19 protein-coding genes and 1 riboswitch are annotated in these 15,824 nt (G+C 67.1%); of the genes, 4 read left to right on the forward strand and 15 right to left on the reverse strand.

Going from position 1 to position 15,824, the window contains the following annotated elements; genetic code table 11:
• Positions 1-25: 25 nt before the first annotated feature.
• Positions 26-601: a nitroreductase gene (locus BCY78_RS06545; RefSeq protein WP_068299541.1), complete on the forward strand. Its 576-nt coding sequence runs from the start codon at positions 26-28 to the stop codon at positions 599-601.
• Complete coding sequence (locus BCY78_RS06550) at positions 601-1,287, forward strand: EI24 domain-containing protein (protein WP_369808695.1); 687 nt, start codon at positions 601-603, stop codon at positions 1,285-1,287. The genes BCY78_RS06545 and BCY78_RS06550 overlap by 1 nt, the downstream gene beginning before the upstream one ends.
• Positions 1,288-1,344: 57 nt before the next feature.
• Here BCY78_RS06550 and BCY78_RS06555 read toward each other — a convergent pair whose 3' ends face one another.
• From BCY78_RS06555 to BCY78_RS25535, 3 genes are read right to left on the reverse strand one after another with little or no spacing between them, the layout of a single operon-like run.
• Positions 1,345-1,626, reverse strand: coding sequence for a DUF1467 family protein (locus BCY78_RS06555; protein WP_068299547.1), 282 nt, complete (start codon positions 1,624-1,626; stop codon positions 1,345-1,347).
• A complete protein-coding gene (gene mce, locus BCY78_RS06560; RefSeq protein ID WP_068299550.1) occupies positions 1,626-2,030 on the reverse strand; it encodes a methylmalonyl-CoA epimerase in 405 nt (134 codons plus the stop codon). The genes BCY78_RS06555 and mce overlap by 1 nt, the downstream gene beginning before the upstream one ends.
• Before the next feature lie 18 nt (positions 2,031-2,048).
• Entirely contained in the window at positions 2,049-2,189 is a 141-nt protein-coding gene (locus BCY78_RS25535) for a hypothetical protein (protein WP_158515905.1), read from the reverse strand.
• A 24-nt stretch (positions 2,190-2,213) separates the two neighbouring features.
• On the opposite strand from BCY78_RS25535, the gene BCY78_RS06565 reads away from it, so the two are divergent.
• Positions 2,214-2,996 (forward strand): response regulator, encoded by a 783-nt coding sequence (locus BCY78_RS06565; protein ID WP_158515906.1) that lies wholly within the window; start codon positions 2,214-2,216, stop codon positions 2,994-2,996.
• Positions 2,997-3,106: 110 nt separating this feature from the next.
• Here the strand turns inward: BCY78_RS06565 and mbfA are convergent, their stop codons facing one another.
• Complete coding sequence (mbfA, locus tag BCY78_RS06570) at positions 3,107-4,084, reverse strand: iron exporter MbfA (RefSeq protein WP_068299554.1); 978 nt, start codon at positions 4,082-4,084, stop codon at positions 3,107-3,109.
• Positions 4,085-4,228: 144 nt separating this feature from the next.
• Here mbfA and BCY78_RS06575 point away from each other — a divergent pair, with 144 nt between their 5' ends.
• On the forward strand, positions 4,229-5,425 hold the full coding sequence (locus BCY78_RS06575; RefSeq protein WP_068299557.1) for a hypothetical protein: 1,197 nt from the start codon (positions 4,229-4,231) through the stop codon (positions 5,423-5,425).
• Here the strand turns inward: BCY78_RS06575 and BCY78_RS06580 are convergent.
• The 11 genes from BCY78_RS06580 to BCY78_RS06630 all read right to left on the reverse strand — a co-directional run bounded on the left by BCY78_RS06580 (position 5,416) and on the right by BCY78_RS06630 (position 15,689).
• Positions 5,416-6,138: an RDD family protein gene (locus tag BCY78_RS06580; protein ID WP_068299561.1), complete on the reverse strand. Its 723-nt coding sequence runs from the start codon at positions 6,136-6,138 to the stop codon at positions 5,416-5,418. The two genes, BCY78_RS06575 and BCY78_RS06580, sit on opposite strands and share 10 nt — an antisense overlap.
• Before the next feature lie 3 nt (positions 6,139-6,141).
• Complete coding sequence (locus BCY78_RS06585) at positions 6,142-6,930, reverse strand: enoyl-ACP reductase (RefSeq protein ID WP_068299563.1); 789 nt, start codon at positions 6,928-6,930, stop codon at positions 6,142-6,144.
• Between the two features lie 5 nt (positions 6,931-6,935).
• A complete protein-coding gene (gene fabB / locus BCY78_RS06590) occupies positions 6,936-8,165 on the reverse strand; it encodes a beta-ketoacyl-ACP synthase I (protein ID WP_068299565.1) in 1,230 nt (409 codons plus the stop codon).
• A 133-nt stretch (positions 8,166-8,298) separates the two neighbouring features.
• Positions 8,299-9,033, reverse strand: a complete 735-nt coding sequence (locus BCY78_RS06595; protein WP_083194857.1) for a tRNA (guanosine(46)-N(7))-methyltransferase TrmB — start codon at positions 9,031-9,033, stop codon at positions 8,299-8,301.
• Between the two features lie 41 nt (positions 9,034-9,074).
• Entirely contained in the window at positions 9,075-9,539 is a 465-nt protein-coding gene (gene queF, locus BCY78_RS06600) for a preQ(1) synthase (RefSeq protein WP_068299566.1), read from the reverse strand.
• Between the two features lie 25 nt (positions 9,540-9,564).
• Complete coding sequence (locus tag BCY78_RS06605; RefSeq protein ID WP_068299568.1) at positions 9,565-10,011, reverse strand: DMT family transporter; 447 nt, start codon at positions 10,009-10,011, stop codon at positions 9,565-9,567.
• 405 nt (positions 10,012-10,416) lie between these two features.
• Positions 10,417-11,583, reverse strand: a complete 1,167-nt coding sequence (gene metK / locus BCY78_RS06610; RefSeq protein ID WP_068299570.1) for a methionine adenosyltransferase — start codon at positions 11,581-11,583, stop codon at positions 10,417-10,419.
• Between the two features lie 8 nt (positions 11,584-11,591).
• Positions 11,592-11,639: riboswitch (SAM-SAH riboswitch) on the reverse strand.
• A 32-nt stretch (positions 11,640-11,671) separates the two neighbouring features.
• A complete protein-coding gene (gene lnt / locus BCY78_RS06615) occupies positions 11,672-13,213 on the reverse strand; it encodes an apolipoprotein N-acyltransferase (protein WP_068299574.1) in 1,542 nt (513 codons plus the stop codon).
• 2 nt (positions 13,214-13,215) lie between these two features.
• Entirely contained in the window at positions 13,216-14,142 is a 927-nt protein-coding gene (locus tag BCY78_RS06620; RefSeq protein WP_068299577.1) for a hemolysin family protein, read from the reverse strand.
• Positions 14,143-14,167: 25 nt separating this feature from the next.
• Positions 14,168-14,698, reverse strand: coding sequence for an rRNA maturation RNase YbeY (ybeY, locus tag BCY78_RS06625; RefSeq protein WP_068299580.1), 531 nt, complete (start codon positions 14,696-14,698; stop codon positions 14,168-14,170).
• A gap of 31 nt (positions 14,699-14,729) precedes the next feature.
• Entirely contained in the window at positions 14,730-15,689 is a 960-nt protein-coding gene (locus BCY78_RS06630; RefSeq protein WP_225295557.1) for a PhoH family protein, read from the reverse strand.
• Positions 15,690-15,824 lie beyond the last annotated feature (135 nt).

A 15,824-nucleotide genomic window follows, 5' to 3' on the forward strand; every position in this document is an offset into this window, starting at 1 on the left:
GCGATCTGGGGGGCCGGAGGTACCCATGCACCAGACCAATCCCGTCCTCGATTTCCTGCTGACCCGCCGCTCGCGCCCGGCCGCTGCCCTGACCGCGCCCGCGCCCGACGCCGCCGCGCTGGAGGTCCTGATGACCGCCGCCGCCCGTGTGCCCGACCATGGCGCGCTGGTGCCGTGGCGCTTCCTCGTGATCGGGCCCGCCGCCCGCGCGCGCCTGTCCAACCTGATCCGCGAGCGTGGCCCGGTGCTGGGCATCGACCCCGCCAAGGTCGAGAAATCGGCGATGAGCTGGCAGAACGCGCCGATGATCGTCGGCGTGGTCTCGGCCCCGGTGCCGTCCGAGAAGGCGCCCGAGCTGGAGCAGGTCCTCTCCGCCGGCGCCGTCTGTGCGGCGTTGGTCAATGCAGCGCTGGCCTCGGGCTGGGGGGCTGCGTGGATCACCGGCTGGGCGGCCTTCGACCGAACGTTCCTTGAGGACGGCCTCGGGCTGCAACCGGGCGAACAGATCGCCGGTTTCGTCCATATAGGAACCTGCGAGACCGCGCCGGCGGAGCGTCCGCGCCCGGATCTGGCCGCCATCACGCAGCATCTCGACGTATGATCCTCGGTTCGATCTTCGCGGCGCTGGGGCAATTCGACGACCCGCGCTTCCGCCGGGTGGTGCTGATGGGCCTCGGCCTGTCGGTGCTGCTGCTGGTCGCGCTGTATGTCGTGCTGGTCTGGCTGATCTTCTGGCTGGTGCCGGACTCTGTGTCCCTGCCGTGGCTGGGTGAGGTCGGCGGGATCGACACCGCGCTGTCGCTGGCCTCGATCCCGCTGATGCTGGTGCTGTCGGTGTTCCTGATGGTGCCAGTCGCCTCAGGCTTCACCGGCCTGTTCCTCGATCAGGTCGCGGATGCCGTCGAGGCCCGCCACTACCCGATGCTACCGCCGGCCGAGGGTGCACCATTCCTCAGCCAGCTGGCCGACGCGCTGCGCTATATGGCGCTCTTGATCGCGCTGAACCTCGTGGGGCTGCTGATCGTCATTTTCACCGCCGGGACCGGCCTTGTCGTGTTCTGGGTGATCAACGGCTTCCTGCTGTCGCGGGAGTATTTCACCGCCGTCGCCCTGCGTCGCATGGCCCCGGACGAGGCGCATAGGATGCGGCGCGCCAATACCGGTACGCTTTGGATCGCGGGCGTGTTGTTCGCCATCCCGCTGTCGATCCCGGTGGTGAACCTGTTCGTGCCGGTTCTGGGCACGGCGGCCTTCACCCATCTGTTCCACCGCCTCGCCCGCGGCTGAGGCAAAGGCACCGGCAGACAAAAGCAAAGGGGGGCGTCGCGGCCCCCCTTCGTCGTTTCAGATCTCGCCCATCATCCAGCGGTGGAAGATGTCCACGTCGCGGATGGTGATCCAGCCCGACAGGATGATCGCGCAGATCGCGGCCCAGATCACCGCCGCGACGATGGTGGTGATCAAGAGCTTGCGCTTGAAGTTCAGGTTATGCGGCGCCGAGGAGGGCGTGCCGGCGACGACCTGACCCGCCTCACCCTGCGTCGTGGTGCGCAGGGGCAGCACGCAGAGCAGCGTCAGGAACCAGACGAAGGCGAAGATGACGAAGGCGGAGAAGGGGGGCAGCATCAGACTTGCTCCAGTTCGACGAGGCAGCCGTTGAAGTCCTTGGGATGCAGGAACAGCACGGGCTTGCCATGCGCGCCGATCTTCGGCTCTCCGGTGCCCAGAACGCGCGCGCCCTCGGCCTTCAGCTTGTCGCGGGCGGCGAGGATATCATCGACCTCGTAGCAGATGTGGTGGATGCCGCCCGCGGGGTTCTTCTCGAGGAAGCCCTTGATCGGGCTGTCATCGCCCAAGGGGTACAGCAGCTCGATCTTGGTGTTGGGCAGGGTGATGAATACCACGGTCACGCCGTGGTCGGGCTCGTCCTGCGGGGCACCGACATCGGCGCCGAGCGTGTTGCGATATTGCGCCGAGGCGGCCTCGAGATCCGGCACGGCGATGGCGACATGGTTCAGACGGCCGATCATGGCATTCCCCCCTGCGAGTTAACCTGCATTCCCGGGTTCAATATAGGGCAGGGCCAAGAAAGCAAGGGACGCATGGCCGCAGGTCGCGACGTCGCGGGTAACGATCTTGGCCGATTCCGAGTCGATATTTACCAGCTGGAAACCAATCTGGCGCAGCATGGAGGCCTGCCATGGAGAATCCAGATGCCTGTACCTGCCTTCCAGTCGTCCCGCTCGCGCCCTCCATCTCCCTATCAGGGCCGTGTTCCCGCTCCTGTCACGCAAATGGGCCCCTCGGCGGGCAGTTTCGCGATGCCGCCGCGCACCATGCTGCTGGTCGAGGATAGCCGCTTCGCTGCTGAAGCCGTGCGCCTGATCTGCCGCCGCGCCGGTATCCGCCTGCGCCGTGCCGATTCGCTGGCCAATGCCGCGCTGCACTTGCGGGTCTATCGCCCTGACATCGCCCTCATCGACCTCGGGCTGCCCGATGGGTCGGGGCTGGACCTGATCGCGGCGCTGCACCGCTCGCATGTCCGCCCGCGCCGCATGGTGGCGATCAGCGGGGATCTGTCCCTGCGCGACGCCGCGCTGCAGGCCGGGGCGGATGCCTTCCTGCTGAAGCCCATCAGCCTGACCCGCCATCTGGCGGTGATGACCGGCGAGGCTGCCGACACCGGCGATACCGAGCGGGATTGGGAAGCCGAATGGGACGAATACTGCGACAGCATCGCCGAGCGCAATGCAGGCGCCGATCCCATGGCCCTGCGCGACGATCTGCGGCTGGTACATGACCTGCTGCAAGGCGCGCCTGAGCCGGGGAAAGTGGCCTACGCGGGCCAGTTCCTCGCCTCCGTCGGCCATGCGATGCACGACCCCGCGCTGGCCGAAGCGGCCCGCGCCGCCAGCGAGGCCGGTGATCGCCATTCCCTCGCCGCGCTGGTCGAGGCCAAGAAGCGCCGCACCGCGGATCTGAAAACCGCGATCTGAGCGGACTTGCAGGACGCCAAGCATGAGGGGGCCGATTTGGCCCCCTTTGTCATTGTCGGTCTAAACGGCGCCGGTTCTGCCGAAGTGCGTATTTGTTGCAGAGTGAAGGGTCAGCCGCCGCCGATCAAGGCGCCCGCCGCGAAGACGAGGGCGCCGCCCAGCACCACCTGGAAGGTTGCGCGCAGGAAGGGCGTGTCCATGTAGCGGTTCTGGATCCAGACGATGGCCCAGAGTTCGACGAAGACGACGATCATGGCGATGATGGTCGCGGTCCAGAAATGCGGGATCAGATAGGGCAGGGCATGGCCGAGGCCCCCCAGCGTCGTCATCACCCCCGCCGCGATCCCGCGTTTGACCGGAGAGCCCCGGCCGGACAGCTGCCCGTCATCCGAGGCCGCCTCGGTGAAGCCCATGGAGATGCCCGCACCGATCGACGCCGCAAGACCCACGAGGAAGGTCGTATGCGTGTCCTGCGTGGCGAAGGCGGTAGCGAAGATCGGCGCCAGCGTCGAGACCGATCCATCCATCAGACCGGCCAGCCCCGGCTGCACCCAGGTCAGCACGAATTGGCGATGGGCGGTCGCATCCTCGGCCGCGCGGGCGTCTTCGCCCAGATGCTTGTCTTCCAGCGCATGGGCGGCGTTCTCATGGCCCAGCTCGGCCGCGGCCAGATCGCCCAGCAGCTTGCGCGTCGCCGCGTCCGAGGTGCGCTGCGCGGCCAGCTGGTAGAAGGACCCCGCCTGCCGCTCCATGGCCTCGGCCTCGGTGCGGATCTGTTCCAGCGACATCGTCTCCATCAGCCAGACGGGTTTGCGGGCATAGAACCCCGCCACATGCTCGCGGCGGATCAGGGGAATCACCTCGCCGAAGCGGATGCGGTGCAGGGCGATCAGCCGCTGGCGGTGGCGATCCTCCTCTTCGGCCATGCCGTCGAACACGGCGGCAGACGACGGGTAATCCGCCCGCAGTTTCTCGGCATAAGACCGATAGATGCGCGAATCGTCCTCCTCGGACGAGATGGCCAGTGCCAGGATTTCCTGTTCCGACAAGTCCTTGAACCGTCGGCGGTTGCGGTAGCTGGTGAGCATGGGAGGTCCCCTGATTTCTTGGAATCATTCTAAACTGTGCCGCGTTGCGCCGACAAGGGGCCTTGGGGTCGCAGGCCGCGCTTGGCGCAATCGGGGGACGCGTGGTTCAATACACGGGCATCGTGGCGCGTGGAGGGTTCTGGAATGGCGTGGAAACAGGCAGGGCTGATGGCGATCCTGGTCGCAGGCTTGGCGACCGGGGCCTCGGCGCAGCAGGCGTGGCAGCTGGCCGGCCAGTTGGAGGCGCCCGCCGGCGCGCGGATCGGGCCGCTCACGGCCTCGGCCAGCGGGGCGCTGGCGGCGGGGGTGATCTGGCAGGAGGACGGCACATTCGCGGGCCGGATCTGGAGCCTGCCGGACGGATTGATCCTCACCCGGGTCGAGGGGGTCTTCCCCGCGCTCTTGCCCCTGCGCTTCGCCCAGAGGTTCGATGACCCGCAGGGCCTGTCCGGCGCGGTCTATGCCCATTCCCGCCGCGCGTTGCGGGCGTGGCAGGTGGTCGACGGGGCGCCGCTGATCGATCAGACCTTCGAGGGCGAGACGCTGGTCAACGACATCGCCTTCGACGCGTGGAACGGTCGCTACATGGTCAGCCACGACATCGGGGCCATCGACGTGCTGGGGCGCGACGGCGCTTGGGTCGCGCAGATCGAGGCCGATGCGCTACGCCCGCATGAGGATTTCACCTTCAGCGATGACGGGCGGTTGATGGTGCTGGCCTCGGCGGCTTTCACCCTGACGGCGCAGATGCGGGATCTGCCCTATGATTGCGCGCAGGCGGATTGCGAGACGGCCTATCGGGATCTGGTGGGCTCCTATGGCCCCTATGAGCGGCTGTTGGCGGTCGACCGGGCCGGGGCACGTCTGGCCAGCCTGCCGGTGATCGACCCCGCCCATGCCGGAGAGGCGATGGGCGCGACGCGGCCGGTTGCCGTGCCGACCGTGCGGATCTGGGCAGAGCTGCAGGATTGGCGCAGCGACATGCCCGCCGTGCTGGAGCTGACCGGGTTCGAGATCCCGCCCTATCGGGGCGCCTTCTCGGAGGACGGCACGCGGTTCCTGTCGTTGGAGGAGGGCGGTCGCCTCAGCCTGTGGGACGCAATGGACGGCAGCCTGCTGATGCAACGCGAGGGGGTGCAAGGGGCCACCTTCGTGCCAGGGGGCGAGGCGCTGTTCCTGCACCTGACGAATGGCGAAAGCTGGATCGCCGGCGCCAAGGAGGGCGTCCTACGCCAACAGCTTCCGCAACCCGCGGCCGAGGTGCTGTTTGGCGAGGGTGGTCGGGTGATGGTCACCTACACGCCCGGCGAGCCCCTCGCGCGGGTCTGGCGTCAGCCCTGAGTGACGCGGAACCCGGCGTGGCGGTCGTGGCGGCTTTGGCCCGTCCAGTGCACGAAGGGCCAGGCGTAGTACCAGATCAGCCCCAGCGCGATTAGGGCCGAGAGGGCGATCACGCCCCAGATCCCCAGCGCCGTCACGGGCAATCCGCCCGGCAGGGTCGGCAGCACGGCGATCAGCGCCAAGGGGCCAAGACGCAGGGCCTCGCGCCACAGGGGGCGGGGGCGGCCCTCCGGGACGATCCGCAGCGCGAACAGGCGCTTGCCCGGCGTCTGCCAGCCGCGCGCCGTGAACCAGGCCGACAGCAGGGCAAGCAGCAGCAACGTCGTGACCGAGCCCCAAGGCTTCGTCGTCACCGGCTCCAGCGCGGCGTTCACGGGGACGGAGAGTTGGCGGCTGGTGCGCTGGGCGGCCTCACGGTCGTCGGACAGGACCACGCGCAGCTCTTGCCCGTCCGGCAAGCCGAAGAGGGTGCGATCACACAGGCGCAGGGTGTAGGGGCCGGTATCGCCGAGGATCTGGCTCAGCCATGCCGGCGCCTGTTCGACGGGCGCGCAGGTGAAGCCGCGGACAGCGATGACGGGGGCGGGCAGGCGCATCCCCGCGCCGGTAAACGGCAGGAACAGCGCGATCACCACGGCGGTGACGAGCAGGCTGTCGACGACAAGGGCCAGCGCGCGCCGGACCAGAAGGCGGGGCGGCGCGCTGGCTTGCATGTCTTAAATATTCTCGGGCTGCGGCATGCCGAGGACGTGGTAGCCCGAGTCCACCATGATCACGTCGCCGGTCGTGCAGGCGCCGTAATCCGAGCACAGGAACACCGCCGCGCCACCCACGGATTCCAGCGTCGCGTTGTGGCGCAGGGGGGCGTTGGCCTCGGTATGGCGGAAGGTCTTGCGCGCACCGCCGATGGCCGCACCGGCCAGCGTCTTCATCGGGCCGGGCGAGATCGCGTTGACGCGGATCGCCTGCGGCCCAAGGTCATTGGCGAGGTAGCGAACCGAGGCTTCCAGCGCCGCCTTGGCCACGCCCATCACGTTGTAGAACGGCGTCACCCGGTTCGAGCCGCCGTAGGTCAGCGTGATGATCGAGCCGCCCTCGGGCATCAGTTCCGAGGCCCGGCGCGAGATGTCGATCAGCGAGTAGCACGAGATATCGAGCGAGTTTTTGAAGTTCGCGCGGCTGGTGTTGGTGATCCGGCCCGCCAGCTCGTTCTTGTCGGAATAGGCGATGGCGTGGACGACGAAATCCAGCGTGCCCCAGCGGTCCTTCAGCGCCGCGAAGGCCGCATCCAGGCTCTCGTCGCTGGTCACGTCGACATCCACCAGGAAATCCGAGCCGACCGAGGCGGCGAGCGGTTCGACCCGCTTGCCGAAGGCCTCGCCCTGATAGCTGAAGGCCAGTTCGGCGCCCTCGGCGGCCAGCGCCGAGGCGATGCCCCAGGCGATGGAACGCTCGTTGGCGACGCCCATCACCAGCCCGCGCTTGCCCTTCATCAGATCGGCCATGGATCTTACTCCGCGAATTTCGACATCACGAGCGTGGCGTTGGTGCCACCGAAACCGAAGGAGTTCGACAGCACCGAGTCATGCTCGACGCCCTCGCGCAGTTCGGTGCAGATTTCCTCGGGCTTCAGCTCGGGGTCCAGCTCGGTCACGTTGATCGAGGGGGCGATGAAGCTGCCGTTCAGCATGAGCAGCGAATAGATCGCCTCATGCACGCCGGTGGCGCCCAGCGAGTGGCCGGTCATCGACTTGGTCGAGGCGATCGGCGGCACATTGCCCTCGCCGAAGACGCGGCGCACGGCCTTCACCTCGGTGACGTCGCCCGCCGGCGTCGAGGTGCCATGCGCGTTGATATAGGTGATCTTGCGATCCTTCGGCAGGGTCGAGATCGCCAGCTTCATCGACCGCTCGCCGCCTTCGCCCGAGGGCGCGACCATGTCATGGCCGTCCGAGGTGGCGCCGTAGCCGGTGACTTCGGCATAGATCTTCGCGCCACGGGCAAGGGCGTGGTTGAGTTCTTCCAGCACCACGACACCGCCGCCGCCGGCGATGACGAAGCCATCGCGCGAGGCGTCGAAGGTGCGAGAGGCGGTGGCCGGCGCGTCATTGTACTTGGACGACATCGCGCCCATCGCGTCGAAGAGGCAGGACAGGGTCCAGTCCAGCTCCTCGCCGCCGCCGGCGAAGACGATATCCTGCTTGCCCATCTGAATCAGCTCGGTGCCGTTGCCGATGCAATGCGCCGAGGTCGAGCAGGCCGAGGTGATCGAGTAGTTCACGCCTTTGATCTTGAAGGGCGTCGCCAGCGTGGCCGAGTTCGTCGACGACATGCAGCGGGTGACCATGAACGGCCCCATACGCTTGGGCGAGCCCTTCTCGATCACGGTGTTATGGGCGACGAAGAAATTCGAGGTCGAGGGACCGCCCGAACCCATGATCAGGCCCGTGCGCTCGTTCGAGACCTCGGCCTCGGTCAGGCCGCTGTCGGCGATGGCCTGCTGCATGGACAGGAAGTTGTAGGCCGCACCCGGGCCCATGAAGCGCAGGTCGCGCTTGTCGATATGCGCGGCGAGGTCGATCTGCGGCATGCCGTGGACTTGGCTGCGGAAGCCGTGCTCGGCATATTCGGGGGAGAAGACGATGCCCGAGCGTCCGGCGCGCAGGCTGGCCTCGACTTCGGCGGCAGAATTGCCGATGGGCGAGATGATGCCGATCCCGGTGATGACGACGCGACGCATGAATGCTCCCTCTTCGTTGGCCCAATAGCTTAGGCGTGGCGTATGTAGCCACGCCAAGCTGAAATTACTACCGCTTTCTTGTGCTTTGTCCCGCCGCAGCGCGGCATCGGGCAGGGCCTCAAGGCCCAAGCGCTCAAGGTTTACGGAAGGTCATGTATTGCGGTACGCGGCCTTCGCGCAGCGCCTTCTTCTCGTAGCGGGTCGAGAACCAGTCGGGCCAGGCCTCATGGCTGTCCGACACCAGCTGGAACCCGGCCTGCGGGACCTCTTCCAGCGTCTGGCGGGCATAGTCCGGAATATCGGTCGCCACGCGGAACTCGGCACCCGGTTTGCAGACCCGGAACAGCGGCTCCAGATGGTCCTGCGTGACGAACCGCCGACGATGGTGGCGCGCCTTGGGCCAAGGGTCGGGGTAGTTGAGGAAGACGCGCTCGAAGGTGGCATCGGGCAGCACGTCGAACAGATCGCGCACATCGCCCGGATGCAGCTTCAGGTTCGGGCAGGGCTGGTCCCGGAGCAACCCGAGCGCCATGGCGACACCGTTGACGAAGGGCTCGCAGCCGATGAGGCGGATGTCTGGATAGCTCCGGGCCATATGCGCCATATGCTCGCCGCCGCCGAAACCAACCTCCAGCCACCACGGGCCATTGCCGGGGATCGCTTGGTTCAGGTCCAGCACATGTCGGTCCGGGTTCTCGTCGATCGACACGTCGCGCAGCCGCAGGGCGGGCAGGTCCTGCGTCAGGTATTCACGCTGGGACGAGCGCAGGGTCTTGCCATGCACACGGCCGTAGAAATTGCGATGCGTCCGCAGCGCGGCAAGCGCGGGATGCGGCGGCAGGTCGGGTTTGGAGCGATCCTCGGTCATGCGCGCGCTCCTACGCGGGGCAGGGGCGCGGCGTCAAGGTGTCACCCCCGTCCGCGATAGGTCGCGACGCCCTGATCGGGGATCCAGACGCCTTCTGGTGCGGGGCCGGTCTGGAAGAACACGTCGATGGGAATGCCGCCACGCGGATACCAATAGCCGCCGATCCTGAGCCACTCGGGGTCCAGGAGCTCGACGAGGCGCTTGCCGATATGGATCGTGCAATCCTCGTGGAAGGCGCCGTGGTTGCGGAAGGAGAAGAGGAAGAGCTTCAGGCTCTTGCTCTCGACCAGCCATTTGCCGGGGATGTAGTCGATGACCAGATGCGCGAAATCGGGCTGGCCGGTCATCGGGCAAAGCGAGGTGAACTCGGGCGCGGTGAAACGCACGACGGCCTGCGTGCCCTCATGGCCATAGGGCACGCGCTCGAGCTGCGCGTCCTCGGGCGAGGTGGGCACGGCGGTCGTCTGGCCGAGCTGGGTGAGGCCGGCGGTATCGGTCTTGGGCATCGGGGACTCCCTCAGGGTTCGCGGGTCAGGCGCGCTGGATCAGGAACAGGCCCAGCCCCATGAACCCGATCCCCGCCGCGCGCAAGAGGGTGATCGGCCGCACGATGGCGCCAAACAGGCCGAACTGGTCGATGGCTGCGGCCGAGACGACCTGTCCGAGCAGCACGAAGAACACCGCATTGCCGACCCCGAAGCGCGGCGCGACGAAGGTGACGGAGAGGACGTAGAAACAGACGAAACAGCCGGCGAGGAAGAGATGCCAGGGCTGGCCGGGCAATTGCGCGAAGCCGGCGGGGCCCTGGGTGAGGAACATCACTACGACAGCGCCGGTCAGCGCCACGCAGAACAGCACCACGGCGGCGACAGTGGGCGAGCCGATCCGCGCGCCGAGCTGGGCGTTGAGGGCGGCGAGGATCGGGATGCCGATGCCTGCGGCAAGCATGATGGCGGCGTAGCGCAGGGTCTCGGGCATCGGGTCTCTCCGGGAATTGGCCTTGCGCAAACCTGACGTCGGGCAGGGCACAAGGCAAGGGCGGGTTTCACCCTCGTCCGGCATGCCTCCGGCACGCAGGCCTCGCGCGACCAAGGGGCCTCGCTTCGCTCGGCCTAAGGGGGCGCTGCCCCCAGCCCTCGGCTTGGGCCTCGGGGGTTCGGGCCTGAGGACGCGCCACTGGCGCCTCCTCCGGGCGGCCCTCACCCCCCCCCCGGGATATTTGTGGAACGAAGATGAGAAAGGACGCGCGCCCTGTGTTTCACTCTGCGATAAATACTCGGCAACGGAGCCGCAGCGGGCAGGAATGGAAAAGGGCGCATTGCGCGCCCCATCACCTTGTTTCAAATACTCATGCGGCGCCAGCAACAGGGCGTGCCGCGTGGTTCAGAGTGCCGCTTTCAGCGCGTCGATCAGGTCGGTGCGTTCCCAGCTGAAGCCGCCATCGGCCTCGGGGGCGCGGCCGAAATGGCCATAGGCTGCCGTGCGCTGGTAGATCGGGCGGTTCATGCCCAGATGGGTGCGGATCCCACGCGGGGTCAGGTCCATGCTGCGGGCGACGGCGCGTTCGATGGCCTCGTCATCCACTTGGCCCGTGCCATGGGTGTCGACATAGATCGACAGCGGCTTGGCGACACCGATGGCATAGCTCAGCTGCAGGGTGCAGCGCTTGGCGAGGCCCGCGGCGACCACGTTTTTGGCGAGGTAGCGCGCGGCATAGGCGGCCGATCGGTCGACTTTGGTGGGATCTTTCCCCGAGAAGGCGCCGCCGCCATGGGGTGCTGCACCGCCATAGGTGTCGACGATGATCTTACGCCCGGTGAGGCCCGCGTCGCCATCCGGCCCGCCGATCACGAACTTGCCGGTCGGGTTGACGTGCCATTCGGTGGCGGCGTCGATCCAGCCCCCGGGCAGGGTGGTGCGGATATAGGGCTCGACGATGGCGCGGACGTCGTCCGAGGTCAGATCGGGGTCCAGATGCTGGGTCGAGAGCACGATCGAGCTGACGCCCACCGGCTTCGAATCCCGGTAGCGGATCGACAGCTGCGACTTGGCGTCCGGCCCCAGCGCCGGCTCGGTGCCGTTCTTGCGGACCTCGGCCAGTTTTTTGAGGATGGCATGCGCATAGAGGATGGGCGCAGGCATCAGCTCGGGCGTCTCGTCGGTCGCATAGCCGAACATGATGCCCTGATCGCCGGCGCCTTCATCCTTGTTGCCGGCGGCATCGACGCCCTGGGCAATATCGGCGGATTGCGCGTGCAGGTAGCTGTCCACGACCATGTTGGCCCAGTGGAAGCCGTTCTGCTCGTAGCCGATGTCGCGCACGCAGTCGCGGGCGATCTCTTCGACGCGGGAAATGACCGAGGCCGGGCCGCGAACCTCGCCCCCGATCACCACGCGGTCGGTGGTGGCAAAGGTCTCGCAGGCGACGCGGGATTGCGGGTCCTCGGCCAGGAAGGCATCGAGGATGGCGTCGGAAATGCGGTCACAGACCTTGTCGGGATGCCCCTCGGAGACGGATTCCGAGGTGAAGACGTAATTCGTTCGGCTCATGGGAAGGGTGCTCCATTAGGTGTCGCCGTCACGCCAGGAAGCCGTTGTGACGGAATAATGACCCGGCTATCCCGAGCACGGGGCAGCGTCAATGCCTTTGTCCGTTGCCTTTTCCGCGTCTTGTCGCGGCATAGGCCAGCATCAGCCCTGCCAGCGCCAGCAGCAGATGCCAGGGCGCATCGCCCCATCGGGCATAGGGCGTGGGGGGCAGGGCCCCCGGCAGCGCCACGTCCAAGGCCCCCATCTGGTCGAGGCCCAGCTGTGCCGTCACCCGGCCGCGGGCGTCGATCATCGCCGAGATGCCGGTATTGGCGGCGCGCGCCAAGGGCAGGCCCAGTTCGATCGCGCGAAGGCGGGCCTGGGCGAAATGCTGGAACGGGCCGATGCGGTGGCCGAACCACGCGTCGTTCGTGGCCTGCAGGATCCAATCGGGGCGTTCCTCGGTCCGCAAGTCGCGGGGGAAGACGGCCTCGTAGCAGATCACCGGCAAGGCGCGGCCGGCGGGGCCGAGGTCCATCAGCGCGGGGCCGGGGCCGGGCGAATAGCCCGCCAGCATCCGCGCGGCGAGGCCGCCCCAGCCCTGTTCCGCCGCCCAATCGCCGATCACCGGGATGTATTCGCCGAAGGGAACGAGGTGGTGCTTGTCATAGACCTGCCCGACCTCGCCCGAGGCGTCGATCAGCGCCAGGCTGTTGTAATAGCGGGAAATACCGCCGTCATAGGTCTCGCGTTGGATGCCGATCACGGTGGGGACCTGCGCGGCCTCGGCGACCATCAGGAGGCCGTCGCCGGGGTTGTTCAGCAAGAAGGGCACGGCGGTCTCGGGCCAGATCACCAGATCGGGCGGCGTGTCCGACGAGGCCGCGCTGAGGTCCAGATGACGCTCGAAGAACGGGCGCACGAGATCGCGCTGCCATTTCTGGTCTTGCGGGATATTGGCCTGCACGAGGCGCAGGGTCACGCCGGGACCCTCGGGCAGGGGCTGGGCGAGGCGGTTCTGGCCCCAAAGCCAGCCCCCGGCCAGCGACAGGGCGGCGACGCCGGCGGCCAGCCCGGCCAGCAGACGGCGCGATTGTTGCCAGCGCAGTGCTGCGACGGCCAGCGCGGCGGACAGGCCTAGGGTCAGGGCCGAGAGCAACAGGGGGCCGCCGAGGCTGGCCAGCTGGTCAACGGGCGTGCCCACCCAGATATGACCGGACAGCGCCCAGGGGAAGCCGGTGAACAACAGGCCGCGGATGTCTTCGAACACCAAGATCGCCAGGGCGATGCGCCAGACGCGGGCGGTGGGGCGCAGGGTGGTGCGGCTGGCCAGCCAGGCGGGCAGGGCCCAGAACAGCGCCATCCCGCCGGCCATCAGTGCCAGTGCGAAGGGGGCCATCCATCCCGTGCTGGCGGCATCGACGAAGAAGGGCTCTACGATCCAGAGCATCACCGGCGCGAAATGCCCGAGGCCCGTCAGCATCATCCGCCCCATCGCCGCACGGGGCGAGGGGGCGCGGGCCGCCAACCAGAACGCCCAGCCAAGGCCGAGGATCGTCAGTGGCCACAGACCCCAAGGCGCCTGACCGGGCGCGGCCAGAAGACCGGCGGCAAGCGCGGCCAGACCGCTCCGGCTGGGCAGGAGGCGCATGATCAGGCAGTGCCGGGCAGGGCGGCTTCGTCCTCGGTGCCGGCGGTCTCGGGGCTGCGAGACTGGCGCAGACGCACGCGCTTCACGCGGCGCGGGTCGGCATCGATCACCTCGATCTCGTAACCGGCAGGATGCTCGACCACCTGACCGCGGGCCGGAACACGGCCCAGCAGCAGGTATACAAGCCCGCCCATCGTATCGACATCCTCGTCCTCGATGCCGACGCGCAGGTCGTAGCCCGTGGCATCCTTGAGGTCATCGAGCATCGCCCGGGCCTGGATCAGCCAGGTGTCGGCGCTTTCCTCGGTCCACAGATGCTCGTCTTCGGTGTCGTGCTCGTCGTCGATCTGACCGACCACCTGCTCCAGCAGATCCTCGATCGTCACCAGCCCGTCCACGCCGCCGTATTCGTCGATCACCAAGGCCATATGCGTGCGCTCTGTCTGCATCTTCTGCAGCAGCACGATCAGCGGCATCGAGGGCGGGACATAGAGCATCGGTCGCAGAAGCGAGGCGATGTCGATCTCGCCGCCGAGGTCGAAACCTTTCTTCAGCACAAGATCCTTGAGCAACAACAGGCCGATCGGCTTGTCCAGCGTCTCGCTGTAGACCGGCAGGCGGGAGAACCCACTCTCGCGGAAGACCTCGATCAGCTCGTCGCGCTCGGTATCCTCGGCGATGGCCACGATCTCGGCCTTGGGGATGGACACATCGGCCACCCGCAACCGGCGCAGGTTGGCCAGCCCCGGCAGGACCTGCCGCATGGAATCGCTGAGCGCCGTATCGGCCTCGCTTTGCGCTTCCTGTGGCGAGAGCGCCTCGAATAGACGGGCAAAAAGCCCCCGATTATGGGAATTGCCGTCCGGACTCTGGTCGTCGCCGTCGGAACTGTCGGCCGCGGCGGGCGCCCCCGAAGTGATGTCGCTCATGGGTCCTTTCCGAACCTGTTACCAATCAATCGAGCCCGGCCACGCCGGACTCGTCGTCTGCATATGGATCGGCGATGCCCATGGTTGCAAGGATCGCCACCTCGGTTTTTTCCATCAAAGCCGCATCTGCGTCGGTTTCATGGTCATATCCGAGTAAATGAAGTGTTGAGTGTACCACCAGATGGGTGACGTGATCGTGAAGGCTCTTGCCCTGCTCCTCGGCCTCGCGCGCGCAGGTCTCATAGGCCAAAGCCATGTCGCCCAGAGGTTCCGGGTCCTCGGCGGTGCCGGTCTCGGGCTCCTCGGGCAGGGCGCCGTCTTCCTCGGGCGACAGGTCCCATGAGGGCCAGGACAGCACATTCGTCGGCTTGTCCTTGGCACGGAACTCGGCGTTCAGAACCTTGATGCGCGCGTCGTCGCAGGCCAGCACGCTCACCTCGAAACAGGCGGGATCATGGCCCAGATGGACAAGCGTCGCGTCAATAGCCGAGCGCGCCAGAGGGTCGAGTTCCCCCCAGCGCGGCTCTTCGTCGTTGATGTCGAGTTGCACGCTCATGGCGAGCGGACATGCCTTTCCGTGGGACCGCTCAGACCTGCGAGGGCGATTGCCGGTCGTAGGCCTCGATGATGCGGGCGACCAGCGGGTGGCGCACGACATCGACGGCGGTGAAGTAATTGAAGCCGATACCTTTCACACCCTGCAGGATGCGCTCGGCCACGACAAGGCCCGAGGTCACGCCGCGCGGCAGGTCGACCTGCGTGCGGTCGCCGGTGATCGCCATGCGCGAACCCTCGCCGAGACGGGTGAGGAACATCTTCATCTGCAGCTCGGTCGCGTTCTGCGCCTCGTCGAGGACGACGAAGGCATTGGCCAGCGTACGGCCGCGCATGAAGGCGAGGGGCGCGATCTCGATGCGCTTTTCTTCCAAGAGCTTCGGCAGGGTCTTGGCCGGCAGGAAGTCGTTCAGCGCGTCATAGAGCGGCTGCATGTAGGGATCGACCTTCTCCTTCATGTCGCCCGGCAGATAGCCCAGCTTCTCGCCGGCCTCGACCGCGGGACGCGACAGGATGATCCGGTCGACATGGCCTTCGATGAAGAAGTTCACCGCGGCGGCGACAGCGATATAGGTTTTGCCGGTGCCCGCCGGGCCGATGCCGAAGTTCAGCTCGTTCTCGAACAGCGAGCGCGCGTAATCTTGCTGCGCCTTGGTCCGGGGGGCCACGTTCTTCTTGCGGGTGCGGATCTCGACGGCGCCCGTGCGGAACATCTCGAGCTGCTTTTCCGCCTTCTCTCCGGCCGAGAGGCGCACAGCGCCATCCACGTCGCCCGATTCCATCGGCTTGCCGTCTTTCAGGCGGGAATAGAGTGACTTGAGCGTTTCGGCTGCGCGGGCGCGGGAATGCTCCTGGCCCATGATATGCAGCTGATTTCCCCGATGGATGATCTGGACGCCCAGCTCATCTTCCAGCTTGACCAGATTGCGGTCGTATTCGCCGCAAAGGTCGACCAGCAATCGGTTGTCGGCGAATTCAAGCAGGGTCTGCATGGAATCACCGGCGGTGGGCGGGGGTGTCAGCGCGCTGATGCCCAAATGGCTCTCCTCTCTGAGGTCCCGGGCTGGATCGTCGGGTTGATCCGTGTGGGATGAGTTCATGCTGCCCCTCAATTGCACATGTCGCAA

The sequence above is a fragment of the Pararhodobacter sp. CCB-MM2 genome, from assembly GCF_001691415.1.
Taxonomy (GTDB): domain Bacteria; phylum Pseudomonadota; class Alphaproteobacteria; order Rhodobacterales; family Rhodobacteraceae; genus Pararhodobacter.